The sequence below is a fragment of the Arthrobacter sp. E1SS-5 genome (assembly GCF_057073715.1).
Genome location: NZ_CP172703.1, coordinates 550,895 through 574,180, shown reverse-complemented (window position 1 = coordinate 574,180; position 23,286 = coordinate 550,895). Strand labels below are relative to the sequence as shown.

Below are 23,286 nucleotides of genomic sequence, written 5' to 3'. Positions count from 1 at the left end.
AGAAACTGTCACAGGTCGCCCCTAATGTGATGACATGTTTGGTCCCGGAATGTTGGCATCTGTAAATCACCTTCACGAGACTGGTCGCCAGGAGCGAAGAAATATTGCCTGGGACGCAGCTCCAATCTTCGGCGGAGGCCTTGTCCTTTACGTGATGCTTGTACTGCTGGTCAGCAATCCCGGCTTCGCTTCCGCAGAAGGATCGTCCGAGGCATTTTCGAAGCTCAGTAATTCGCTGAACTACGTCGCACTGGACGCAGCCGGGATGGCACAGTTTGTGGCCGTTGCTGGTGTGGTCTTAGCCCTTAACCGACTCGATCGCCACTCCCCGGACGAACTAGGCGTTGACGACGCTGTGCGGCTTTGGACGCGATTAGAGTATCGAAGCATCCTCCAATTCCTGTTGACTCTGACAGCAGCTACTGCGCCATATCGATCAATGTCCTGGATATTGCTGCATTCCGGCGAGGCCGATTGGCACAAGAAATCCATGGAGATTGCGGGGGCTTGCACGATTCTCTGGCTGCTCTTGCTGGTGGCTGGGCCCATGGGAAGGACGTTCGGGCTTCATGTCATTCAGCGGCAATGGCAGCTAAGAGACATTGTTTACCGTGCGGGCCGACTCGAGCACGTTTGGGGAAATCGTTGGGGCCTGAGCTTGGATCTTCCACCGCTCAAAAGTGGGCAAGCGTTGCGAATTACGCTCAACTGGGCGGCAATCACGACTCTCACCGCATCTACGTCTCTACTGGTCACTGCGCTCACGTATCACCGCTTCCCTTTCGAAATTACCAGTTCGTATTGGCAGTTCCTATTCATGCTCTGGATCTACTTCTCATTTGTTGGGTTGTTCGTGCTGGTTCTCGCCGTGAGCGCTTCCCTCATGGCATTGCGCACATCCAAGGACAGCCGGTCGAAAGCAACCACGTTCTGGAAGTTTGCAGCCATCGTTCTTCCGTTTGGCTTCGCCGCTGGGAGTGTTTGGGTATTTGCCAGAGATTATTTGCCGGTTACAGTTCCAGTTCTTGTCATGGGAGCAGCACAGTACGCCTGCGTCCAAGGCATTCTCCGTGTGAGCCCTTTGCAGCCGCGCGCGTGGGATCCCATTCGCAACCTTGTCTTGGCTATAAGGACGCTGTCGCATCAAAGGGCATGCACAAATTGGCAGTCCTTAAAGTCCCAGTGGGATTTGCGTTTGGACCATATGCCGAGACGTGAGTCCCGGAAGGCTAGAAGAGAAGCACAACATTGGAGAAAGAAGCACAACCTGACAGCTCCTTTTCTCGACTGACACCAGCCCCGACCCAATATCAGCTCCCTGAGTGCGCCTGGAGGAAGCTGTACACCTCGGTCTCATCCACGCCGGGGAAGGCTCCCGGCGGCATGGCGGCCAGCAGGTGGGAGTGGGCCCGGGCTGACGGCCAGGCGTTGCCCGCCCACTGGGTGGCCAGCTCGGCTGGCGGACGCTTGCAGCAGGTGGGGTCCGGGCAGTTGGACGTTGCCCGGGCGGTGGTTTCGCGTCCCCGGAACCACTTCACATGCTGGTACGGCACCCCAATGCTGAGCGAAAATTCACCGCTGGCGGACCTCTCAGTGCGGGCGGTGCACCAGTAGGTTCCGGACGGCGTATCCGTGTACTGGCTGTAGGCACTGAACTTGTCAGGAACATCGAACACGGCGCGGGAAGTCCAGGCCTTACACGACGGCTGCCCCTCGATGGCGCCGGTGTGGTCCTGGGGGAAATTCACGCCGTCGTTCTCGTAGGCCTTGTAGATGATGCCGCTCTGGTGCGTCTTCTGGAAATGCGTGGTGAGGCCCAGATGCTTGGTGGCCAGGTTGGTGAAGCGGTGCGCTGCGGTCTCGTAGGACACGGCGAAAGCATCCCGGATATCCTCCACCGCGATCTCCTTGGCCGCTTTGGCTTTCTGCAAGAAATCCACGGTGGCCTGCTCGGGCAGGAGCAGGGCGGCGGCAAAATAATTGGTGGCAACCCGCTGGGCCAGGAAGTCGCCGTAGTTCTTGGGCGTCTCGTGGCCCAAAACGTAGTGGCCCAAGGCCTGCAGCAGCACCGAGCGGGGGTCGTGGTCCTGCCGCTGGCTCTGCGTCAGGTAAATTTTCCGGTTCTTCAAATCCGTCACGGAACGGGTGGAATGCGGCAGATCCCCCACGTGGTGCAGGGTGAACCCGAGGTGCTCGGCGATGTCTGCGATGACGTGCTGGCTCAGCGGGCCGGTGGTGTACCCCACCTCTTTGAGGACCTTCTGCGCCTCGGCCTCATACTCCGGGAAATAGTTGCCGCGCTCCCGCATCATGGCCCGCAGTTCACCGTTGGCGCGGCGGGCTTCCTCGGGCGTGGCCACCTGCTCGTTCATCTTCCGTTCCAGCTCGTGCAGCAGCCCCACCTGGGCCTCCAGCACATCCAGTGGCAGCCGCGAGCTGATGCGGATCCTGGGCAGGTTCAGCGACTCGTACAGCGGCCCCCGCTGGTACCGTTCCAGCTCGATTTCCAACGCAGCCCGGCGGCTCGGGGGCTCGGCGCCCAGCAGCTGGTCGATGGTGACATTGAGCGCCGCCGCCAAGTGCTGGAGGAGCGTCAGTTTGGGTTCACGCTTGCCGTTCTCGATGAGGCTCAGCTGGCTGGGAGCGGTCCCGACGGCGGCGCTCAGGTCATCGAGCGTGAGCCCGGCTTGTTTGCGCAAATGGCGGACGCGGCGGCCCAGTGCGATGACGTCCAGTTCGGCTGCGGCGGCTGAGGTTGGCTGGGAAACGTCCCTGTTCCAGCTTGAAGGCGACATTTCTGAAGAATACGTGAAGAACTGCATTTCTTTCCATACTTTTTCTCTAGAAAGTGGATTGAAAGTGCTGAAAAGTAGTTGTCACGGAAAGAAACACCGCACCGGATAAGCCGGTGGGAACCTCAACGACGCGGTTCCCACCTACTCCATCCGGAGCTCAATCAAGGAGATCAACGATGACTGCAGCATTTGAGCCAACCCAGCAGACGCCAGAAGAGCAGGCCGCCGCCCTGGAGCTCGAGTGGGCCGCCAACCCCCGCTGGGAAGGTGTGACCCGGGACTACTCAGCCTCCGACGTCGTCCGCCTCCGCGGCCGCGTCTCCGAAGAGCACACCCTGGCCCGCCGCGGCTCCGAGAAGCTGTGGAAGCAGCTCACCGAGGAGCACAAGACCGGCGGCTACACCAACGCCCTGGGCGCCCTCACCGGCAACCAGGCCGTGCAGCAGGTCAAGGCAGGCCTGCGGGCCATCTACCTTTCCGGCTGGCAGGTAGCCGCGGACGCCAACAACTCCGGCCACACCTACCCGGACCAGTCCCTCTACCCGGCCAACTCGGTCCCCACCGTGGTCCGCCGCATCAACAACGCCCTGCTCCGCGCAGACCAGATCGAATTCTCCGAAGGCATCCAGACCGTCGAGGACTGGCTGGTCCCGATCGTTGCCGACGCCGAGGCCGGCTTCGGCGGCCCGCTGAACGCCTACGAACTCATGAAGTCCATGATCCAGGCCGGCGCCTCCGGCGTTCACTGGGAAGACCAGCTCGCATCCGAAAAGAAGTGCGGCCACCTGGGCGGCAAAGTGCTCATCCCCACCCAGCAGCACGTCCGCACCCTGAGCGCCGCCCGCCTGGCAGCCGATGTTGCCGGCACCCCCACCGTCGTCATCGCCCGCACGGACGCCGAGGCCGCCACCCTCATCACCTCCGACGTCGACGAGCGCGACCAGGAATTCATCACCGGCGAGCGCACCGCCGAGGGCTTCTACAAGGTCCGCAACGGCATCGACCCCTGCATCGCCCGCGCCAAGGCCTACGCCCCGTACTCCGACCTCATCTGGATGGAAACCGGCACCCCGGACCTGGAGCTGGCCCGCAAGTTCGCCGAGTCCGTCAAGGCCGAGTTCCCGGACCAGATGCTCTCCTACAACTGCTCCCCGTCGTTCAACTGGCGCAAGCACCTGGACGACGACACCATCGCCAAGTTCCAGCGTGAACTCGGCGCCATGGGCTTCACCTTCCAGTTCATCACCCTGGCCGGCTTCCACGCCCTGAACTACTCGATGTTCGACCTCGCCCACGGCTACGCCCGCAACGGCATGAGCGCCTACGTCGAACTCCAGGAGAAGGAATTCGCCTCCGAATCCCGCGGCTACACCGCAACCAAGCACCAGCGCGAAGTCGGCACCGGCTACTTCGACAGCATCTCCACGGCGCTCAACCCTAACGCGTCCACCCTCGCCCTCGTGGGATCCACCGAAGAGGGCCAGTTCCACTAACGCTTAGCGTTCGACGGCGGACCGGTCACCTTCGCCTTCGGAGCGGCAATGCTCTGCCTGCTATCCCCATGCCCGCCCCATGACCTCGTAGAACTCGGTCGGGGGCGGGCACAGGGCCCCTTTACGCAGGCTGCCGCATCACCGCTCCTTCGGCGTTGCGTCTTCCCCGCCTTTGGTGCCGCTACCCGCCGTCGAACTTCCCTTCCGTCTTTAAGGAGACTGAGATGAACAGCTTCACTGATAGCTTCACCATCAATGGCATTACCCTGACTGCGCAGCCGATTTGCCGGCAGGACGAGGTGCTCACGCCGGATGCCCTGTCCTTTATTGCCAAGCTGCACCGGGCCACCGCCGAGCGGCGGCAGGAGCTGCTCCAGGCGCGGCGCACGCGGCGGGCCGACATCGCAGCCGGAGCCGATCCGCAGTTCCTGCGGGAGACCGAGCACATCCGCAACGATTCCTCCTGGCGGGTCGCTCCCCCGGCCCCGGGCTTGGAAGACCGCCGGGTCGAGATCACCGGCCCGGTGGACAAGAAAATGACCATCAACGCCCTGAACTCGGGGGCCAAGGTCTGGCTCGCGGACATGGAGGACTCCTCCACCCCCACCTGGCGCAACGTCATCAAGGGCCAGCTGAACCTGACTGATGCCCTGGAGCGCCGGATCGACTTCACCAGTGAAGAGGGCAAGGAATACAAGCTCCGCCCGGCCGGGGACCTGCCCACCATCGTGGTCCGGCCCCGCGGCTGGCACCTGCCGGAGAAGCACATGCTCATCGACGGCCAGCCGATCGCCGGCGGCATCGTGGACTTCGGCCTGTTCTTCTTCCACAACGCCCGCCGCCTGCTGGCCCAGGGCAAGGGCCCGTACTTCTACCTGCCCAAGATCGAGAACCACCTTGAAGCCCGGCTGTGGAACGACATCTTCATCCTGGCCCAGGACCTGCTCGGCATCCCGCAGGGCACCATCCGCGCCACGGTACTGATCGAAACCATCACCGCCGCGTTCGAAATGGAGGAGATCCTCTACGAACTGCGCGACCACGCCGCCGGCCTGAACGCCGGCCGCTGGGACTACATCTTCTCCATCATCAAGAACTTCCGCACCCGCGGTCCCCGCTTCGTGATGCCGGACCGCAGCCAGGTAACCATGACCGCCCCCTTCATGCGCGCCTACACCGAACAGCTGGTCCGCGCCTGCCACAAGCGCGGCGCCATGGCAATCGGCGGCATGGCAGCGGCCGTCCCCAACCGCAAGGACCCCGAGGCCAACGCCAACGCCCTTGAGAAGGTCCGCGCCGACAAGACCCGCGAGGCCAACGACGGCTTCGACGGCTCCTGGGTTGCCCACCCGGACCTGGTGCCCATCTGCCGCGAGGTGTTCGACGGCGTCCTCGGCGAGCGCCCCAACCAGCTCGGTAAGCTCCGCGAGGACGTCACCCCTGATGACCGTGCCCTCATCGATATCGCCTCCCTGCACGGCACCATCACCGAACAGGGCATCCGGAACAACATCGAAGTGGGCATCCGCTACATCGAGTCCTGGCTGCGCGGCAACGGCGCGGTGGCCATCCACAACCTGATGGAGGACGCCGCCACGGCCGAGATCTCCCGCTCTCAGCTCTGGCAGTGGATCTATGCCCGGGCCATCACCGACCACGGCGAGATTGTCAGCCACGAGTGGGTGGAGGAGCTCCTGGACGAGGAATTCGCCCGGCTGGAACGCTTCGACGGCGACCGGTTCGAGGACGCCCGCGACATCTTCGAGGAAGTCACCCTGGCCACCGAGTTCCCGTCCTTCCTCACTCTCCCCGCCTACGCCCGCTACCTGACCGAAGCCCGCGAGAAGGCAACGGTCGAGGAGCTGGCTGCCGCCTAGCCAGGAATAACAACTTCCGTTTGCCGGGCCGGCACGCCCTTCGCAACAGGCCCCCCCGAAATCCGGGGCGCCGGCCCGGCAACGGAGTACCATCAAACGCCCGCTCACTTGATGCGGAAAAACCCGGGCACGCCCGCTCACTTTCGCCAGGAAAGTGAGCGGGCGTCGTCGTATTCGCTACGAGACGTGAGCGGGCGTTGCCGGGAGGGAACGGACGACGGCGGGACGTCGCCTTAGCGTCCCTTCGGCACCTGGCGCACGGACAGCGTGGTGCTGACGAAGAAAGTCAGTACCGAGGCCAGGATGACAAGCAATGCCGGGGTCCATGACTCCGAGCTGTCGTGCACGAAGCCCACCAGCGGCGGGGCGACGGCGCCGAGGCAGTAGCCCAGGCCCTGGACCGTGGCAGACATCCGGCCAGCGGAAGCCTGGTCCCGGGCCAGCTTGATGATGGCGATGAATATGAGGGTGATGCCGCCGCCCTGGGCAATGCCGCCGGAGGTGGACCACAGCCACCACAGCTGCGGTGCGAGAAGCAGCCCCACGGGAACGGGAAGCCACAGGGCACCCAGGGTGACCGCCACCGCCGTCGTACTCATATATTTGGCTGCAAATGGCACGCCGAGCCCGCCCACGATGGCAAGGATCTGGAAGATGGAGGAGGCGGCCCCGGCTTCCGCGGCGGTCATGCCCAGCTCATCGTGCAGGTAGCTGGGCAGCCACGCCGTGACGCCGTAGTAGGAGAACGCCTGGCCACCGAACCCGGCCGTGAGCCCGAAGGTGATCCAGCCGGAACGGGCCGCCGGGGCCTGGGGTGCATCCCCGCCGTCCTCAGCCACGGCCAGGAATGCGGTCCGGGGCCCAACAGCCAGCACCCACACCACCACCGCGGCAACTGCCAGCACGGCGACCGCTGCCAAAGCCAGCCGCCACCCAGTCGCGGCCGCAAGCGGGGCCATGATGACCGAGGTCAGGAAGGACCCGATGTTCAGTGCGGCGGTGTAGATCCCCATGGCGGTTCCCTGCCGCCGCGGCGCAAAGTCCCGCCGGATGATCAGGGGAACAGCAATGTTGCCCACGGTGATGGCGACACCGAGCACCACCGTACCGGCCACCACCAGCACCGGTCCCCCGGCGGAGCGCACCAGCACACCGGCCAGGACCCCCAGGATGGTCAGCGTGACGGCGAACTCTGCACCGAATTTCCTGGCCGCCAGTGAGGCCAACGGAGCAGCAAGTGAAAAACAGAGCACCGGGATGCTGGTCAGCAGCCCCAGCATGACCGGCGAAAAGTGCAGTTCCGCCTGCATGAGGTCCACCAGGGGTGCGACGGCAACGAAGGGGCCGCGGAGGTTCAGCGCAAGCAGGCCGATGCAGGCCAGCAGGACCCAGCTCTTCGGGATGCGGGAGAGGACGCGGCCGCTCACAGGGGCAAAATCGGGAATGGGCGTGGATTCATCACTCCCATTGCTATCATGCCCGGCGTTGCTGGAGTTTAGGCACCCTCCCCGGCCGGCGCTGCCATACGATGAACGTGACCCAAGGACGCAGCACGCTGGGAAGGACACCCATGACGCACCGCCTCGCCATCCTCGACGACTACCAGGACGTGGCCCACGGCTTCGCCGACTTCGCGGCCCTGGAGGCGGAGGGGGTCACCGTGACGTCCTACCGTGAGCCTTTCGCTTCCCGGGATGCCATGGTTTCGGCGCTGGCGGACACCACCATGGTGATCGCCATGCGCGAGCGAACCGCGTTCCCGCGTGAGGTGTTTGAGAAGCTTCCGGGGCTTGAGCTGCTGGTCACCACCGGAATGGCGAACGCCGCGATCGACGTGGAAGCAGCGGCCGAGCACGGGGTGACAGTGTGCGGCACCCCCGGTTCACCCACGGCCGCGCCGGAACTGACCTGGGCCCTGCTGCTGGCCATCGCCCGGCACCTCCCAGCCGAGGAGGCCTCCCTCCGGGCCGGAACGTGGCAGTCGACGGTCGGGGTGGAGCTGGCCGGAAAGACCCTGGGCATCGTGGGGCTGGGCAAGATCGGACGGCGGGTTGCCGCCTACGGGCAGGCGTTCGGCATGGACGTGGTGGCGTGGAGCCAGAACCTCACTGCGGAGGCAGCCAAGGAGGCCGGGGCCCGGCTGGTGTCCAAGGAGGAGCTCTTCACGGTTGCCGATGTCGCCACCCTTCACCTGCGGCTCTCCCCGCGTTCGGAGAACACGGTGGGCGAGGCCGAACTGCGGCTGCTGGGCCCCGAGGGCATCCTGGTGAACACCGCCCGCGGGCCGCTGGTGGACCAGGAGGCGCTGATCAAAGCGCTGAACAACGGGTGGATCCGCGGCGCCGCCTTAGACGTTTTCGACCAGGAACCCCTGCAGGCCGGCCACCCCCTCCTGGCTGCACCAAACACTGTGCTCTCCCCGCACCTGGGCTACGTCACGCAGGAAAGCTACCGGCAGTTCTATGGCGGCGCCCTTGAGGACGTCACCGCCTGGTTGGCCGGCTCCCCCATCCGAACCATCACCGCCTGAACCCGAAAGACAAGCATGACCCACACCATCCGCAGGGCCACAGCGGACGACGCCGGAGCGCTGGCTGCGCTGGCGGCCGTCACCTTTCCGCTGGCCTGCCCGCCGTCGTCCTCACCTGCCGATATTGCCGCCCACCTGGCCAACACGCTGAGTGAGGAACACTTCAAGGGGTACCTTGCGGACCCGGACACCACCATCCTGGTCATCGACACCGAAGGCCGGCTCAACGGCTACAGCCTGCTGGTGGGCCGGCCCGCCTCCGACCCCGACGTGGCATCTGTCCTGACGCTGCTGCCGTCCGTGGAAGTCAGCAAGTGCTACGTCCACCCTGACTACCACGGCCTGGGCGCGGCCGCCGAGCTCATGCACGCCAGCCTCCAGGCAGCGGCAGAATGCGGGGGCGCCGGGGCATGGCTGGGCGTGAACAGCCAGAACGCCCGGGCCATCCGGTTCTACGAAAAGTCCGGTTTCCGCAAGGTGGGCACCAAGTCGTTCCGGCTGGGCAGCACCGTTGAACACGACTTCGTGCTGGAGCGCTCCCTGCCCTGAACCGGCAAGGCAACCGGTTCAGGCGCCGGGCTGGTTCAGCCCGTGCCGCACCGAACTGCCGGCAAAACCGTTCGGCGGGTAGGCCAGCGGCGGACGGGGCTCGGTCAGGAGCTTGAGCCCCGGCGGAAGGCCCTCGATGCTGCCCTTGGTTCCGGCTGCGCTGATGGTGACCCGACTGGAGTCCAGCAGGACGTTTTCCGCCCGGAAGGTGCCCACCACTTCGGGCAGGATGGGTGAAAGATGCACCACGTCGCGGGTGAAGACGGGGTCGAACCGGAGCAGGATCCGGGCGAGCTGCACGGGCGCCGCCGCCGCCCACGCTTGAGGCGAGCAGGCCGTGGGATACGGCACCGGGCTGGGAAACTCTCCGCGGTCGAAGCCGCAGAACAGTTCCGGCAGCCGGCCGTCGAAGTGGGCAGCGGCGCCGAAGATTCCCAGGGCCACGCGCTTGGCCTCGTCCACGAATCCGTAGCGCATCAGGCCGGTGGCCACCAGTGCCGTATCGTGCGGCCACACTGAGCCGTTGTGGTAGCTGACCGGGTTGTAGGCGCCCATGTCCGAGGCCAACGTGCGGATGCCCCAACCCGTGAACATCTGCGGGGACATCAGGTGCTCCATCACCGACACGGCTTTGTCCTGGTCCACGATGCCGGTCCACAGGCAATGGCCGATGTTGGACGTCAACGCGTCGACCGGCCGCTTGTCCTTGTCCAGTGCCACGGCGAAATAGCCCTTGTCCGGCAGCCAGAACTTCTTGTTGAACTCCTCCTTGAACGCCGCGGCTTTGTCGGCCCACTGCACCTCCAGGGCCGGGTCCCCGCTCCAGTGGGCCAGCAGCGACCTGCCCAGGTAGGCCGAATACACATAGGCCTGGACCTCGCACAGGGCGATCGGGGCTTCGGCGATGGTGCCGTCGGCGAAGTTGATGCCGTCCCAGGAGTCCTTCCAGCCCTGGTTGACCAGGCCGTGGTCATTGGCGCGCAGATATTCGACGAATCCATCACCGTCCCGGTCGCCGTATTTTTCGATCCAGTCCAGTGCACGGTCAGCGTGGGCCAGCAACGGCTGGATCTTGTCCCGGGACAGCCCCCAGCGGCTCAGCTCCCCGAGGACCGCCACGAAAAGCGGTGTTGCATCCGCCGTGCCGTAGTACGCCGTACCGCCCAGCGAAAGGCCCGCCGTCACGCCCAGCCGGACCTCGTGTGGAATGCGCCCGGGTTCCTCCTCCGAATCCGGGTCCACCTTCTTCCCCTGGATCCCGGCCAAGGTCTGCAGCGTGCCCAGGGCAAGGTTGGGATTGACCATCAGGCTCATGTAGGAGGTCAGCAGCGAGTCCCGTCCGAACAGGGCCATGAACCACGGTGCGCCCGCAGCAACGGCAGCCCGTTCCGGATGGTGCGCGTCGAAAATGCGCAGTGCACCGAGATCGCTTTGGCTTCGGTTGAGCAGATCCTGGAGCCCGGAGTCCTCGATGCTGATCCTGGGGAGGGCCTCCTCCCAGGCCAGGTGCCGGCGCACACCCTCGCGGTGGTGGGGCAGTTGTCCTTCCTTGAATGGCTCTTCCGGCGCTTCACCGTTCACCAGCGGCACCACAATCACACTGGTGGCCCATTTTCCCCGGGCCGGGACGGTCACCCGGAAGCGCAGTCCGTCCGTGCTGACCTCCGCGTCCCTGGCCCCGATCGCGGAGCCGCGCTGCTGGCCATGGCGGCCGGCCTCGATGACAAGCCTGCCCCCGGACACGGTCCGGGTGGTGTCATCCGCTCCCGAGGTCCGTCCACCCTTTACGTCGAACAGATCGGCTTGGTCGGCGCCGACCAGGAGTTCGATGTCACATTCCACGGGTTCGGCGGCATAATTCTCCAGCGTGATGTCGTCCTGCAGGCCCGGTCCGATATGCCGGACCTGCCGGACCACCAGTGGGCTGTCGAATCTCCCGCCGGGCCACTTTGCCCGCCCTACGAAGGTGGCCTGGAAGGGTTGCGGCCGCTGGGCCGAAAGCGGTTCGCGCAGCGAGCCGTTGACGCGGAGTACCCAGCGGGACACGATGCGGGTGTCCTGGTAGAACGCTCCGTTCGTGCCGGCGTCTGGACTGATGTCGCCACTGCCCGAGGAAATACAGAAGGACGAGCCCTCCAGGACCGTGACTGAGCCCGACTCGGAAACGGTTGCCTCATTGTCTGCATTCCAGGCGGTCATGGAAGGACTCCCTTCTGAAGGGGACGCTTCCCGGGGGATCGGGAAAGCAGTTCTGCCCCTATCGATTCTGGTGCAACCGGGTACCGTGCGGAACCCCCGGAGGCATCCGCCCTTCAATCAGGTCGCTGTACAGTTCCAGGTGCTCGGCAACCATCCGTTCAGCACTGAACCTGTCCTCCACGGATTTGCGGCAACCGGCCCTGTCCAGTGCCGCAGCAGCAGGAACGAAGCCGGCCAGTTCCTCTGTCTTTCCCAGGAATCCCGTGCGTCCGTGCTTGACAATCTCCGGGGCGGAGCCGATGTATGTCCCCACCACGGGCGTTCCGGTGGCCAGGGCTTCGATCATCACCAGGCCGAACGGCTCCGACCACTGGATGGGGTTCAGGAAGGCTGCCGCCTCCCCCATCAGCCGGTACTTGGTGGCGTCGTCCACCTCACCTACGAAGTCCTCGTTGGGACCCAACATGGGTTCAATAACATCCTGGAAGTAGCGGATTTCTTCCGGCTCCCGCATTTTGACCGCAATTTTAAGGTGCATGCCGGCCTCCCGTGCGATGGTGATGGCCTCAACCAGCCCCTTGTCCGGGCACGACCGGCCCACGAAGCACAGGTAACCGCCGCTTCCGGGCCCCACCGGCACGGCGGAAAGGTCCATTCCATGGTGGATCACGCGGGTCACGGGAACCGTGGGGGCATGTGATGCCTGGTCCCTGGAGATGGCTATGACCGCCCCACTCCTGGCTACGGCACGGTATATGTCTGCCGCCTGCTCGTGGATGGGCCCGTGGATGGTGGTTGCCAACGGAACCCCACCGGGCCGGTGCAGGTAGAGGGGACCTGCCAGCGTGTGGTCGTGGATAATATCCACGCCCTTCAGCCCCTCGTAGGCCCTGACCACGTGGCTGAGTTCGGAGAGCGTGGTCCCCAGTCCCCCATAGTCCGTGGGCCGCATCCCGGGCACCAGTTGCACGGGGCAGGTGCTGTCTGACGGTGCCGCCAAAAGCACCTCATGCCCGGCGGCCGCGAAGCCCCTGGCCAGTGTGTCCACTACCCTCTCGGTTCCGCCGTAAGTTGCCGGTGGAACCTGAATCCACGGCCCTGTGACAAGTCCAATCCGCATTCCTGGCTCCCAGGTTTGAGAGGCCGGGCTCCCCAGCTGGCCGGGCAATACTTCACCGGGCGGATTTCGTGCGCCGCGGTGCTTTCCACTACGAAAGGGCCCGCTGCTTGACCTCTGCTCCGACTATTCCGCAGGATCGCCCGCGCCACAAGACCCGGTTGTGGGCCATCTCATACCCAGGGCCAGGAATGGCGGCCGCAGCACGCAGGTTGTGCAGGACATGAAGATTGAGATCTGGTCTGACGTCGCGTGCCCGTGGTGCTTCATCGGCAAGCGCCGTTTTGAGGCTGCCCTGGCTGCATTTCCGCACCGCGACGCCGTGGACGTAGTGTGGCGGAGCTACCAGCTGGATCCCACGCTTCCGGAACACTACGACGGCACGGAACTGGAGTACCTAAGCAGCCGCAAGGGTATGCCGGCCCAGCAGGTTTCCCAAATGTTCGAGCACGTAGCCCGGCAGGCAAAAGGCGAAGGCCTGGACTACCGGTTCGACAAAGTGGTGGTGGCCAACAGCTTCACCGCCCACCGCCTCATTCACCTGGCCGCGGCACACGGCAAACAGGATGCGGCGAAGGAACGCCTGCTCAGCGACCACTTCGAGCACGGCAAGGACATCGGCAGCCGCGAGTACCTGATATCCCTGGGCAATGACCTGGGCCTGCCGGACGGCGAGGTGGAGGAACTGTTCACCACCGACAAGTATTCCGACGAGGTCCGGTTCGACTTCCAGGAGGCCCGGGGCCTGGGCATCAGCGGGGTTCCGTTCTTCGTGATCGACCGTAAGTTCGGGCTGTCGGGAGCCCAGCCCGCGGAGACGTTCACCGCTGCCTTGAACCAGGCGTGGCAGGATGCCAACCCGCTGGTCATGGTGAGTTCCCCCGACGCCGAAGCCTGCGGTCCGGACGGCTGTGCCGTCTAGCGCTTTTTACTGACACATAGCGGTAAAGTGTCTGCATGCCCAGGATTTCAGCGGCCAGCAATGCCGAACAACGCGCGGAGACCCAGCGCCGCATCCTCACCGCTTTCGGCGAGCTCCTGTTCACCCACGGCCTTCCAGGGCTGACCATGACCGACGTAGCCCGCCACGCAGGCATTGGCAGGACCGCCGTCTACAACTACTTCGCCGATATCGAAGAGCTGCTGATCTCCTACGCCCTCGATGAGACCGAGAAGTTCCTCTCCGACCTGCGCGACGCCCTGGAGCGCCTGGAGAACCCGGTGGAACGGCTGGCCCTGTACGTCCGCGCCCAGGTGGAGGACCTCACCCGCCGCCACCTCCCTCCGGGACCTGCCATGGGGGCTGTACTGTCGCCGTCGTCCTTTGCCAAACTTTCGGACCACGTAGGCGAGCTCAGCGTCCTGCTCCAGGGCATCCTGCGGGACGGCATGGAACAGGGCTACCTGCCCGCAGCCGACGTGGGCCAGCAGTCGCAGCTGATCCTGGGCACCCTGTCCTCCAGCGCGGCGCGGGGCAGCGACGAGCCTGCCGAGCTGGAGGCCCGGGTGGCCCGGACGGTGCGGTTCATCCAGTTGGGCGCCGGTGCAAGGTTCGACGACGCGGGACGGCCCATCAGGGTGGCGCAGATTCCGGCGGTGGCCAGCTGACGGGCAGGCGCCAAGTGCCCGGACAGCGGATCGGGGGCCGGAGGGTCAGGCCGCGGGCGTAACGGGCAGCTTGTCAGGATCTGCTATGCGCCGGCTTTCCCGGGGGCAGCTGAGCTGGCCTGGAGTCTGGTCAACGAGTTCCGGCGGGACGAGGCCCTTGTAGTCCTGGGCCAGGATCAAATCAACGCTGGCGTCGGTCCTGCCGTCCTGGAAGTAGTCGGACCCCTGGAGATTGCGCTGCACCGTGAAAGCGGCCGCTTGTCCGGCCGCACCTGACACCACCGCAGCCACGCCCCGGTAACCGGCGTTGATGTTCGATACGTTGCCCACCACGAACTTCCGGGCCAGGAACTCGTCCGCCACAGACCGGGCCAGCCCGGACCGGCTCGTGGAGTTCAGGACATTGAGGTTGACCTTTTCGTTGGGTGTGTAATCGAACTGCGAGGCGGGGCAGGATGACACCGGCGTCGGGGCCGGTTCGGCGGCAGGGATTTTCAGCCGCCCGTTGATGATGGCCATGGCAACGATGATGCCGGCGGCGATCAGGCCGATCAGCAGGACCAGCACCACCCCGTGCAGAACGCGGCGACGGACCCGGGCGGTCTCGTCGGCGTCTTTGGCCGCCTCCATGGCGGCGCGCAGCTCCGGGCCGGAAACAACATGGTGGCCGTGAAGGACGCTGGGGTCCTGCGGCCGCTTCCTAGCCATCGAGCACCAGGACCCGGGCGTGGATTGCGGTGCGCTGGTGCAGGGCGGTGCGGACCGCGCGGTGCAGCCCGTCCTCCAGGTACAGGGTTCCCCGGTACTGCACCACGTGCGGGAAAAGGTCGCCGAAGAAGGTGGAATCCTCCGCCAGCAGGGCCTCCAGGTCCAGGGTGCGCTTGGTGGTCACCAGTTCGTCCAGCCGGACGGGCCGGGGCGGCAGGGAGGCCCACTGTTTAGGGGTGTTGAAACCATGGTCGGGGTAAGGGCGGCCCTCGCCCACAGCTTTGAATATCACCATGCCACAGTAGGCACCGCGCCGCGCCAGCGAAAGTAGCAGGGCTGGCGGGTGCCAGGTTGTAGCCAAACAGTGACAAAACGCCATGTCACGCCCTGGCGGCCGCGCAGCGCAGCACCGTCCGTGCTGAGACAATGGAGCCATGACAGCAACCGAGTCCCCAGCCGTGCCCGCACCCGGAATCCGCCTGCCGTCCGCACCGCCGCTGGCGCTCCTGCTGGATGTGGACGGACCGGTGGCCAGCCCGGTGACCCGGGACGTGAAGGCGGACATCATCCTGGACCTCGTGGCCCTCGCCGCGGCAGGGATCCCCGTCATCTTCAACACCGGCCGCTCCGACGCCTTCATCCGGGAGCAGGTGATGGAACCGATGATCGCAGCCGGCATTCCGGCAGGCACCGTCATCCACGCCATCTGCGAAAAGGGGGCGGTCTGGTTCAGCTACACCTCCGCCGGGCCCGGACCCATCCACGTGGACCGGGAGCTGGCCGTGCCGGCAGCGTACGGCGACGACATCCGCCGGCTGGTGGCAGAGGACTATGCCGCGCACATGTTCTTTGACGAGACCAAGCGGGCAATGGTGTCCGTGGAGCAGCACATCGATGTGCCGAGCGCCGACTACCTGGCCGAGCAGAAGCTGTTTGACGCCGAGGCAATGGAGCTCATGGCGCGCCATGGCCTCGGCGTTGTCCGGCTGGACCACCACGTCCCCAATTCCGACGACGAGGTGGACTACCGCGTGGATCCCACCATTATTTCCACTGACATCGAGTCCGTGCGCCTGGGGAAGGACCTGGGCGCCAGCCGCGCCGTGGAACTCCTCGCGGCCCAGGGCATCACGCCGCAGGCGTGGCGGACCGTGGGCGATTCGCGCACCGACTACGCCATGGCCGATTGGCTGCACCACAACGACCACCCCGTGAAGCACGTAGACGTGCGCCCGGCGGACGGCGTACCCAACAAGCCCTATCCGGTACTCACGGCGGAGGACCTGGGGCTGGAAGCAACAGTGATCCACGACGACGCCGGCGGCGCCTTCCTGCGCGCCTGGCGGGAGGCGCTGGACGCCTGAGCCGCTGACGGACCGCCGTCGAACCTTCACCGGGGCGCCCCGACGGCGCTCCGAAACCTCCCGTTACTACCGCAGGACTATCATGCAGGTAAGAAGGCCCACTTCCACCAGCACGGAGACAACCATTACAGAAGCACCGGTCCAGGACGAGGTCTACTACGGCGCCCAGGCGTCCGTGGAGGAACAATTTCATGCCGAGATCACGTCACCAGCGGCGGAGCAGCGGCTCAGCCACCGGCCGGACGTCATCCGGCACAAGGGCCGCTATGCCCTGATTAATGACACCAGGACCCCTTACCAGGCCATGGTGGAAGACCTGCTGTTCCTGCGCAATGTCCTGGCCAACGCCGGCCTCTCCTACCTCCTGGTCCGGGGGAACAACGACCGTCCCGTACTGGCTTTGGACTGGAAGGACCGGAAGAAGCTTCGCGCTGCCCTGGTTGAGGCCTGCCGGGACGAGCCCTTCTACTCCATGACCGTGGATGCCAAGAAGAAGACCTCCGTCCTGGTGGCCGACGGCGAACTCTCCCCCAACCGCCAGGGCCGCATCTTCCGCCTCTACCGTCCGCGGGTGGAGCCGGTGGGCGGCTTCGAGTTTGGCGCCTCCGCCGGCGTCCAGATCGAACTGTGGTCCTTCGAGGGCGAACAACTCACCCTCCCCATCGAAAACTCCCTGACCCGCAGGACCCTGCTGCGCCAGGACGCGGTCCGCGGCACGGTGGAGCGCTACGGCCACACGTGGCCCACCATCGAAAACATGTTCGCCGACCACGCAAGCGACATCAGCTTCGACATCGACATCGTGTTCTCCTGGGTGGACGGCAGCTCCCCCGAATACATCGCGGCCCGGCGCGCCCAGCAAAAGGGACATGTCCTGGGTGAAGGCGACGACCACGAAGCCCGCTTCCGGCAGATCAACGAGCTCAAATACGCGCTGCGCTCCGTGTACATGTTTGCGCCCTGGATCCGCCGCATCTTCATCGCCACGGACTCCCCCGCGCCTGCCTGGCTGGCCGACCACCCCTCCGTCACGATCGTACGCAGCGAGGAGTTCTTCTCGGATCCCTCCGTGCTGCCCACCCACAACTCACAGGCGGTGGAGTGCCAGCTGCACAACATCGAGGGGTTGTCCGAGCACTTCCTCTACTCCAACGACGACATGTTCTTTGGCCGCCCCGTGGGCCCGGACATGTTCTTCACCCCCGGCGGCATCACCAAGTTCATCGAGGCGGAAACCAGGATCGGCCTGGGCGAGAACGATGCCGAGCGCAGCGGATTCGAGAACGCCGCCCGCGTGAACCGCAAGCTCCTGTGGAACCGGTTCGGCCGGATCACCACCCGGCACCTTGAGCACACCGCCGCGCCCCTGAGGCGCAGCGTGGTAAGCCAGATGGAGCAAGAGTTCCCTGAGGAATTCCGCAAGACGGCGGCCAGCCGGTTCCGTGCCGCGGACAACATCTCCGTGACCAACTCGTTCTACCACTACTACGCCCTGCTCACCGGCCTGGCCGTCACCCAGACAGCGGCCAAGGTGCGTTACGTGGACACCACAATGCGGTCCGGGCTGAAGTACCTGCCCAAGCTGCTGGGTAAGCGGAACATGGACTTCTTCTGCCTGAACGACGGCAGTTTCCCCGAGGTCAGCGCGGACGAACGTGCCGAACTGGTAACCGACTTCCTTGAGCGGTACTTCCCCATCAAGGCACCCTGGGAAAAGTAGCCAGGCAAAAGCCGATGCCAGTCCCTAACGGGGACCGGCATCGGCCCTCAAGCGGTTCCTAGCGCCGCGCGCTGATCCCGAGTTTGGAGCTGCCCAGCTGCTTGGTGGTTTCCGGGATCCGGACGCCCGCCGCTTCAAGACGCCGCGCCGTTTCCTCGGGTGAAACGTACTCGCCCACCGTGGGCGAACTGCCCAGCGGAACCACCGAATGCACGATGGTGTGCTCGTAGACGTGCACCAGGTTGAACGCCTGGCCGCCGTCCTGCCCGCGGGTGCCTCCCACTGCAACATTGAGGTCCTGCGTGTAGCAGGACGCGGACGCGACCGACACGGGCACGCCGGCGAAGCTGGCAGTGGTGGAGTAGTGCAGGTGGCCGGCCAGAATGGTGCGGACGTCCGAGTTGCGCACAACGGCGGCCAGAGACGCCTGGTCCCGCAGTTCCACCAGCACTGAAAGGTCCAGGACCGACGGGACCGGAGGATGGTGGAGGGCCAGGATGGTGCCGTCCGGCGCGGGCGTCTCCAGCTGCCGCGCCAGCCACTCCAACTGGGCAGCACTCAGTTCGCCGTGGTGGAAACCCGGGACGGTGGTGTCCAGTGTGATGACGCGCAGCCCATTGATGAAATAGCTGTGGTCCACCGGCTCGTCCGTGCCGGGCTGGTCGAGCAGGCCCTTGCGGAAATTGGCGCGGTCGTCGTGGTTGCCCATGGCCCAGATGACCTGGGCGCCGAGCTCCTTGCAGGCGGGTTCGACGATGGCGCGCAGTTTCACGTAGGCCTGTGCGTCGCCCTTGTCGGCGAGGTCGCCGGTAAAGATCACTGCTTCGGGCCTGGCGCCGGACGCTTTGACTTCGTCGAACAGCTGGATAAGCCTGGCTTCGCTGTCGACGGTTCCGTAGAGGGGTTCTGGACCTCCCAACAGGTGGGGATCGCTCAGGTGGAGTAGGAAGTGGCGTGGCCGTGGATGTTCGGCCTCGATGTGCTCCATTGCTACCTCTATGGTCGGTGGGAAGCCGTTCTTCCCTTGTACCCTTCAGTAATATTTATCCAATCAGACATTTGGCAAACTTGGGGTGAATCGCCGTTGCTGATGTGGAAAAAGTTAAAAGAACTGCGGTTTTGCAGAAGAAATTCGGACAACGCGCGCTTATCCGAGCGCCTGCTCGATCGCGTCCATTACTGCTGCTGAGTCCGGCTCCACGGTGGGACCGAAGCGGGCCACCACATTCCCCTCGCGGTTGACCAGGAACTTCTCGAAGTTCCACTTCACCATCCCCGGCAGCAGGCCGGTCCGGAACTTGGTGAGCTCGCCGTAGAGCAGGTGCTGGTTCCTGCCGCGGACATCGGTCTTGGCTGTGAGTGCGAACGTGACGCCAAAGTTCCGTTCGCAAAAGTCCGCAATTTCGTCGTCGGTGCCGGGTTCCTGCCCAGCGAACTGGTTGCAGGGGACACCCAGGACTTCGAACCCCCGGTCCCGGAACTTGCCGTAGAGGGCTTCGAGGCCTGCGTATTGGCGGGTGAATCCGCAGTTCGAGGCGACATTGACCACCAGCACTACTTTTCCTTCGAACTGTCCAAAATTCGTCCTGGTCCCGTCATTGAGGATCAGCGGAATGGGGTACAGGGGCCGCGGGCTTCGCATCAGCAAAGGATTGTTCATGTGAGGAGTTCGTTGCCGAAGCCCCCATGTACGGGTATGGACTGGAGATTTCCTAGGCTGGCGGCGCTGTTGGAACGGGGCCGGTCAACGAGGGTGATGGCGTGGGGGTTGGCGCAGGCGCTACCGTCGTCGGGGCCGGCGCCGGAGCAGGCGCCACAGTCGTCGGCGCCGGGGCAGGTGCGGGAGCCGGGGCCGGGGCGGGAGCAGGAGCCGGGACGGGAGCAGGAGCCGGGACGGGAGCAGGAGCAGGTGCGACTGGAGTTGGCGCAGGTTCAACCGGGGCTGGCGCGGGGGCGGTCGGGGCAGGAGCCGGGTCGACGGGGGTCGGCGAAGTGGGCGTTGGAGTCGGGCTGACAGGCTCAGCGGGGGTCGGCGACGGCGCCGGATCAGTGGGCGTGGGAGTCGGGCTCACCGGCTCTGTTGGGGTCGGCGCGGTCGGCGAAGGCGACGGCGACGGGCTCGGTGAAGTGGGTGCCGGCGTCGGCGCGGTCGGCGACGGCGACGGCGACGGGCTTGGCGAAGTGGGCGACGGCGTCGGGCTTGGCTGGGCAGCCGGCGGTCCGCTGGGTGCCGGGCCGGACCAAGGCGGCACGGCACCTCCGGAAGGCTCGGGCGGTGGCGGGGCCGACGTCGTCGTTTGCGTGCTGGGAGGTGGGAGCACAATGCCCGTCGCCTCGGACGGCACCGGGTTTGGAACACGTGGCAGGAGCGGCGGGAAGGGCGACGGCAGCAGCCCGGCCGCCGGCGACCCATCGCCCGGGTCCACCTGGAGGGGAATAGTCCAGCTGATCATGCCCGCGGAGGTCCCCTGCCCCGGCGCGTACGAAACCACGTCGGCCGGAACCTGGCCCAGCGCGCGGAGCTGGAGGAAGCTCCACCGCAGGGGGTTGGTGTAGCGGCCGTTGAGGATGGCCTCGAAATGCAGGTGGCAGCCCGTGGACCACCCGGTGGTGCCCACACGGGCGATGGCCTGGCCAACCTTCACCTTGTCGCCGGTATGCACGCCGATGGACTCAAGGTGGTTGTAGGTGGTGATGAGGCCGTCGCCATGGTCGATCTCTATCCGGTTGCCGCCGCCCCACGGATGCCAGCCGGCGGCCCGCACAACACCCGAATCAGCCGCGTAGACGGGCGTGTCGCAGGCTGCCGCATAGTCCTGGCCCAAATGGAAGTCCCCCGACGTCCCGCTGAGCGGGCTGACCCGGAAACCGAAAGGCGAACTCGGATCGAGGAACTGGAGCGGTGACATCAGGAAGCCGGCCAACGGTCTGGCCGCCCCTGCCGATCCCAAGGTCAAGGCGCCCGGACCCACTTGCCCGGCGCCACCGATGGAAGTGTGCGGGAACGCCAGCGTGACCTCGGGGCTGGACAGGACGGCAGGCGGAAGCGCACCGGCCACAACGTGGTCTGAGGCAGGCGGAGCTGGTTGCCCTTGGGTCTTTTTGCCTGGATCGGTACCCGGAGTTTCGAACCGGGCGGCAGCCCCCGGAGTTAGCCCGGCAGGGGAAACTGATCCTGCCAGTTGTCCCGGTTCTGCGGAACCGGCGGAAAGATTAACAGCGTAAACAGATGCGGCCAGCACACCCGCAACGGCGGCGGCGCGGGCAACGGGGGGAAACGTGCGCTGGTCCGGCTTCCTGCTGCCGGGTACGGATTTCTTAGCCAATTAACTGACTCCACGACGTGGCCTGCCGCACGTTGTCTCGACGGTACGTCCCATGGGACCACAGGACTGCACGGGTGGAAACCCCGCGTACGGGCAATGCGGGTTTTTTATCGGGCGTTAGGGGGGTGCGCGGTTGTGGGCATGAGCCGGCGGCCCTGCTCTCCCGAACGGAATAGGCAACAATGGTTCATGCGCAATGTCCTTCGAACATGGCAGGACGAGGTCAAGAAGACCTTCTCAGGCAAGGCCGACGCTCCGCCGGAGTGGTCGCTGCGCCTGGCGGAAGGCGACGACGCGGGCTACCACCTGCCCGGTTCAGCGGTCTGGGCTGTCCATGGCTCCATGACGCCCATCGTGGGAGGAATCCGCACGCTGCTCATGCAGTCGCTGCATCCGGGCGCCCTGGCGGGCGTCCATGAACACTCCAACTTCCGCGAGGACCCCCTGCGCCGGCTGGCCAACACCATCCGCTGGATCTTCACGGTGACGTATGGATCCACGGCCGCGGCGGAAGAGGCAACCCGGCGTGTCCGCCAGCTACATGAGCCAGTCCAGGGCAGCTACCAGGACAACGACGGCGGCCAGCGCACCTACAGTGCCAACGATCCCGCTCTTGCCGGCTGGATCCACCTCGCCTTCACGGATGGCTTCCTCGCAGCGCACAAGCTTTGGGGTGGCCCCATTCCGGGAGGGGCCGACGCCTACGTCCGGGAGTGGGCCCAGGCGGGGCGGCTGATGGGGGTGGAGAACCCGCCGACGACGGAGGCGGAGATGCGGTGTCAGCTGGAACGGTGGTACGCGCAGGGCCAGCTGAGGGCAGACGGGCGGGTGAAAGAGACCGTGGAGTTCATCCGCAAGGCTCCGCTGCATCCCCTGCTCAGGCCCGGCTACCGGATCCTGTTTGCCGGCGCCGTGTACAGCCTGGAACCCCGGTACCGCGAGATGTTGGGGCTTTCCGTGCCACGGCTGGGCCCCTTTCCCCTTCCGGTGAAGCTGGCCACGAAGGTTGTGCTCGGCGTCGTACACCTCGCCCTGGGCGGAATCGGCCGGCGCATGGGTCCGAGCGAAATCGCTGCAAGGCAGCGCCTGAAGCGGCTCGGGGAGCCCGCGGCGAACCTGGCCTGAGCACAAATCTCTGCCGGTACGGCGGGCAACAAGAAAGCCGGCAACAACAGTGCCGGCGTCGGCGGAAAAGCAAGAACCCGGCCCCAGGGTTGCTGGGACCGGGTTCTCAACCGGCGGAGAATGGGGGATTTGAACCCCCGAGGGCGTTAACCCAACACGCGTTCCAGGCGTGCGCCATAGGCCGCTAGGCGAATTCTCCATCTGCTTCTGAATCAAAAGCAGGTACTAGATTACCTGAACTTTTCCGCATCGCCCAATTGGCCCGTACGGAGCAGGTTTGGGGCGTCGGTGTCCGGCCATCGCGAAGCCCTTTTCGGGGAGAGTCCTTAATCTGAAAATGGACGCCCCCAATGCGCCCATTCCCTGGTGCACCGTTGAGCTGCCGGGTCCGGCCCGCCCAACCAGGCCACGCAGCTCACACCTTGAGATTGCCCCAATCGGTGTACGTTTCCATGATCGCGGCTGGGACGGAGTTAAGCAATGGAATCCGTGACGTGCCCGCCCCCCTGGCAGCATCGGGCAGGATGGGGTTCATGGCCGAGCTGCATGCACTGGTGGTTTATGTTCCCGCGTCCCACACCAGGAAGGTTCTCGATGCCATCGGCGACGCTGGAGCCGGCCGGCTGGGCAATTACTCCCACTGCTCTTTTGTCACGCCGGGGACCGGGAGGTTCACACCGCAGGAGGGCGCCCGGCCCTTCCTTGGGCAGCCAGGCGCCCCTGAAGCAGTTGCCGAAGAACGCATTGAGTGCGTGGTGGAAGAGCAGGTGCTGGCCGCCGTCGTGGCCGCCTTGCGGGCCGCGCACCCGTACGAGGAGCCAGCCTTCATGACCTGGCGCGTGGACGGCTGGCGGTGACGGAAGCCCGATTCGAGT

General features: G+C 65.4%; 20 protein-coding genes, 1 tRNA gene and 1 pseudogene. 12 read left to right on the top strand and 10 right to left on the bottom strand.

The window, feature by feature from the left end:
* The first annotated feature begins 34 nt into the window (after nt 1-34).
* The gene (locus tag ACIGJD_RS02850) at nt 35-1,291 is read left to right on the top strand and encodes a hypothetical protein (protein ID WP_483688208.1); all 1,257 of its coding nucleotides are present in this window, start codon (nt 35-37) and stop codon (nt 1,289-1,291) included.
* A gap of 19 nt (nt 1,292-1,310) precedes the next feature.
* Here the strand turns inward: ACIGJD_RS02850 and ACIGJD_RS02845 are convergent, their stop codons facing one another.
* Complete coding sequence (locus ACIGJD_RS02845) at nt 1,311-2,822, bottom strand: helix-turn-helix domain-containing protein (protein WP_483688207.1); 1,512 nt, start codon at nt 2,820-2,822, stop codon at nt 1,311-1,313.
* Between the two features lie 149 nt (nt 2,823-2,971).
* On the opposite strand from ACIGJD_RS02845, the gene aceA reads away from it, so the two are divergent.
* Nucleotides 2,972-4,288: an isocitrate lyase gene (gene aceA / locus ACIGJD_RS02840; RefSeq protein WP_483688206.1), complete on the top strand. Its 1,317-nt coding sequence runs from the start codon at nt 2,972-2,974 to the stop codon at nt 4,286-4,288.
* Between the two features lie 224 nt (nt 4,289-4,512).
* Nucleotides 4,513-6,165, top strand: coding sequence for a malate synthase A (gene aceB / locus ACIGJD_RS02835; RefSeq protein WP_483688205.1), 1,653 nt, complete (start codon nt 4,513-4,515; stop codon nt 6,163-6,165).
* Between the two features lie 233 nt (nt 6,166-6,398).
* Here aceB and ACIGJD_RS02830 read toward each other — a convergent pair whose 3' ends face one another.
* Nucleotides 6,399-7,592: an MFS transporter gene (locus ACIGJD_RS02830; RefSeq protein WP_483688204.1), complete on the bottom strand. Its 1,194-nt coding sequence runs from the start codon at nt 7,590-7,592 to the stop codon at nt 6,399-6,401.
* 143 nt (nt 7,593-7,735) lie between these two features.
* On the opposite strand from ACIGJD_RS02830, the gene ACIGJD_RS02825 reads away from it, so the two are divergent.
* A complete protein-coding gene (locus ACIGJD_RS02825) occupies nt 7,736-8,695 on the top strand; it encodes a D-2-hydroxyacid dehydrogenase family protein (protein ID WP_483688203.1) in 960 nt (319 codons plus the stop codon).
* 15 nt (nt 8,696-8,710) lie between these two features.
* A complete protein-coding gene (locus tag ACIGJD_RS02820; protein WP_483688202.1) occupies nt 8,711-9,244 on the top strand; it encodes a GNAT family N-acetyltransferase in 534 nt (177 codons plus the stop codon).
* Nucleotides 9,245-9,262: 18 nt separating this feature from the next.
* On the opposite strand, the gene ACIGJD_RS02815 is transcribed toward ACIGJD_RS02820, so the two are convergent.
* Together ACIGJD_RS02815 and ACIGJD_RS02810 are read right to left on the bottom strand one after the other, a co-directional pair.
* A complete protein-coding gene (locus tag ACIGJD_RS02815; RefSeq protein ID WP_483688201.1) occupies nt 9,263-11,443 on the bottom strand; it encodes an amylo-alpha-1,6-glucosidase in 2,181 nt (726 codons plus the stop codon).
* Between the two features lie 58 nt (nt 11,444-11,501).
* Nucleotides 11,502-12,563: a glycosyltransferase family 4 protein gene (locus tag ACIGJD_RS02810; protein WP_483688200.1), complete on the bottom strand. Its 1,062-nt coding sequence runs from the start codon at nt 12,561-12,563 to the stop codon at nt 11,502-11,504.
* Between the two features lie 220 nt (nt 12,564-12,783).
* Here ACIGJD_RS02810 and ACIGJD_RS02805 point away from each other — a divergent pair, with 220 nt between their 5' ends.
* Both ACIGJD_RS02805 and ACIGJD_RS02800 read left to right on the top strand, forming a co-directional pair.
* On the top strand, nt 12,784-13,482 hold the full coding sequence (locus ACIGJD_RS02805) for a DsbA family oxidoreductase (protein WP_483688199.1): 699 nt from the start codon (nt 12,784-12,786) through the stop codon (nt 13,480-13,482).
* A 35-nt stretch (nt 13,483-13,517) separates the two neighbouring features.
* A complete protein-coding gene (locus ACIGJD_RS02800; protein WP_483688198.1) occupies nt 13,518-14,168 on the top strand; it encodes a TetR/AcrR family transcriptional regulator in 651 nt (216 codons plus the stop codon).
* 45 nt (nt 14,169-14,213) lie between these two features.
* Here the strand turns inward: ACIGJD_RS02800 and ACIGJD_RS02795 are convergent, their stop codons facing one another.
* Together ACIGJD_RS02795 and ACIGJD_RS02790 are read right to left on the bottom strand one after the other, a co-directional pair.
* Nucleotides 14,214-14,876 carry a LytR C-terminal domain-containing protein gene (locus tag ACIGJD_RS02795; protein WP_483688197.1) on the bottom strand — a complete coding sequence of 221 codons (663 nt, stop codon included), beginning with the start codon at nt 14,874-14,876 and terminating at the stop codon, nt 14,214-14,216.
* Entirely contained in the window at nt 14,869-15,168 is a 300-nt protein-coding gene (locus ACIGJD_RS02790; protein ID WP_286404266.1) for a type II toxin-antitoxin system VapB family antitoxin, read from the bottom strand. Before ACIGJD_RS02790 ends, ACIGJD_RS02795 begins: the two co-directional genes overlap by 8 nt.
* Nucleotides 15,169-15,310: 142 nt before the next feature.
* Here ACIGJD_RS02790 and ACIGJD_RS02785 point away from each other — a divergent pair, with 142 nt between their 5' ends.
* Both ACIGJD_RS02785 and ACIGJD_RS02780 read left to right on the top strand, forming a co-directional pair.
* Nucleotides 15,311-16,240: a hypothetical protein gene (locus ACIGJD_RS02785; RefSeq protein ID WP_483688196.1), complete on the top strand. Its 930-nt coding sequence runs from the start codon at nt 15,311-15,313 to the stop codon at nt 16,238-16,240.
* Nucleotides 16,241-16,322: 82 nt separating this feature from the next.
* Nucleotides 16,323-17,960: a stealth family protein gene (locus ACIGJD_RS02780; protein WP_483688195.1), complete on the top strand. Its 1,638-nt coding sequence runs from the start codon at nt 16,323-16,325 to the stop codon at nt 17,958-17,960.
* Between the two features lie 58 nt (nt 17,961-18,018).
* On the opposite strand, the gene ACIGJD_RS02775 is transcribed toward ACIGJD_RS02780, so the two are convergent.
* On the bottom strand, nt 18,019-18,948 hold the full coding sequence (locus ACIGJD_RS02775) for a phosphodiesterase (protein WP_483688194.1): 930 nt from the start codon (nt 18,946-18,948) through the stop codon (nt 18,019-18,021).
* Nucleotides 18,949-19,107: 159 nt separating this feature from the next.
* Nucleotides 19,108-19,620, bottom strand: coding sequence for a glutathione peroxidase (locus ACIGJD_RS02770; protein ID WP_483688193.1), 513 nt, complete (start codon nt 19,618-19,620; stop codon nt 19,108-19,110).
* Between the two features lie 101 nt (nt 19,621-19,721).
* Here ACIGJD_RS02770 and ACIGJD_RS02765 point away from each other — a divergent pair, with 101 nt between their 5' ends.
* Entirely contained in the window at nt 19,722-20,516 is a 795-nt protein-coding gene (locus tag ACIGJD_RS02765) for a hypothetical protein (RefSeq protein ID WP_483689567.1), read from the top strand.
* Nucleotides 20,517-20,563: 47 nt separating this feature from the next.
* On the opposite strand, the pseudogene ACIGJD_RS02760 reads toward ACIGJD_RS02765, so the two are convergent.
* Nucleotides 20,564-20,869, bottom strand: a pseudogene (locus tag ACIGJD_RS02760) (M23 family metallopeptidase); the annotation flags it as partial.
* 606 nt (nt 20,870-21,475) lie between these two features.
* Here ACIGJD_RS02760 and ACIGJD_RS02755 point away from each other — a divergent pair.
* Entirely contained in the window at nt 21,476-22,411 is a 936-nt protein-coding gene (locus ACIGJD_RS02755; protein WP_483688192.1) for an oxygenase MpaB family protein, read from the top strand.
* Between the two features lie 114 nt (nt 22,412-22,525).
* On the opposite strand, the gene ACIGJD_RS02750 is transcribed toward ACIGJD_RS02755, so the two are convergent.
* Nucleotides 22,526-22,610: transfer RNA gene (locus ACIGJD_RS02750), tRNA-Ser, on the bottom strand.
* A 334-nt stretch (nt 22,611-22,944) separates the two neighbouring features.
* On the opposite strand from ACIGJD_RS02750, the gene ACIGJD_RS02745 reads away from it, so the two are divergent.
* A complete protein-coding gene (locus ACIGJD_RS02745; RefSeq protein ID WP_483688191.1) occupies nt 22,945-23,268 on the top strand; it encodes a hypothetical protein in 324 nt (107 codons plus the stop codon).
* Nucleotides 23,269-23,286 lie beyond the last annotated feature (18 nt).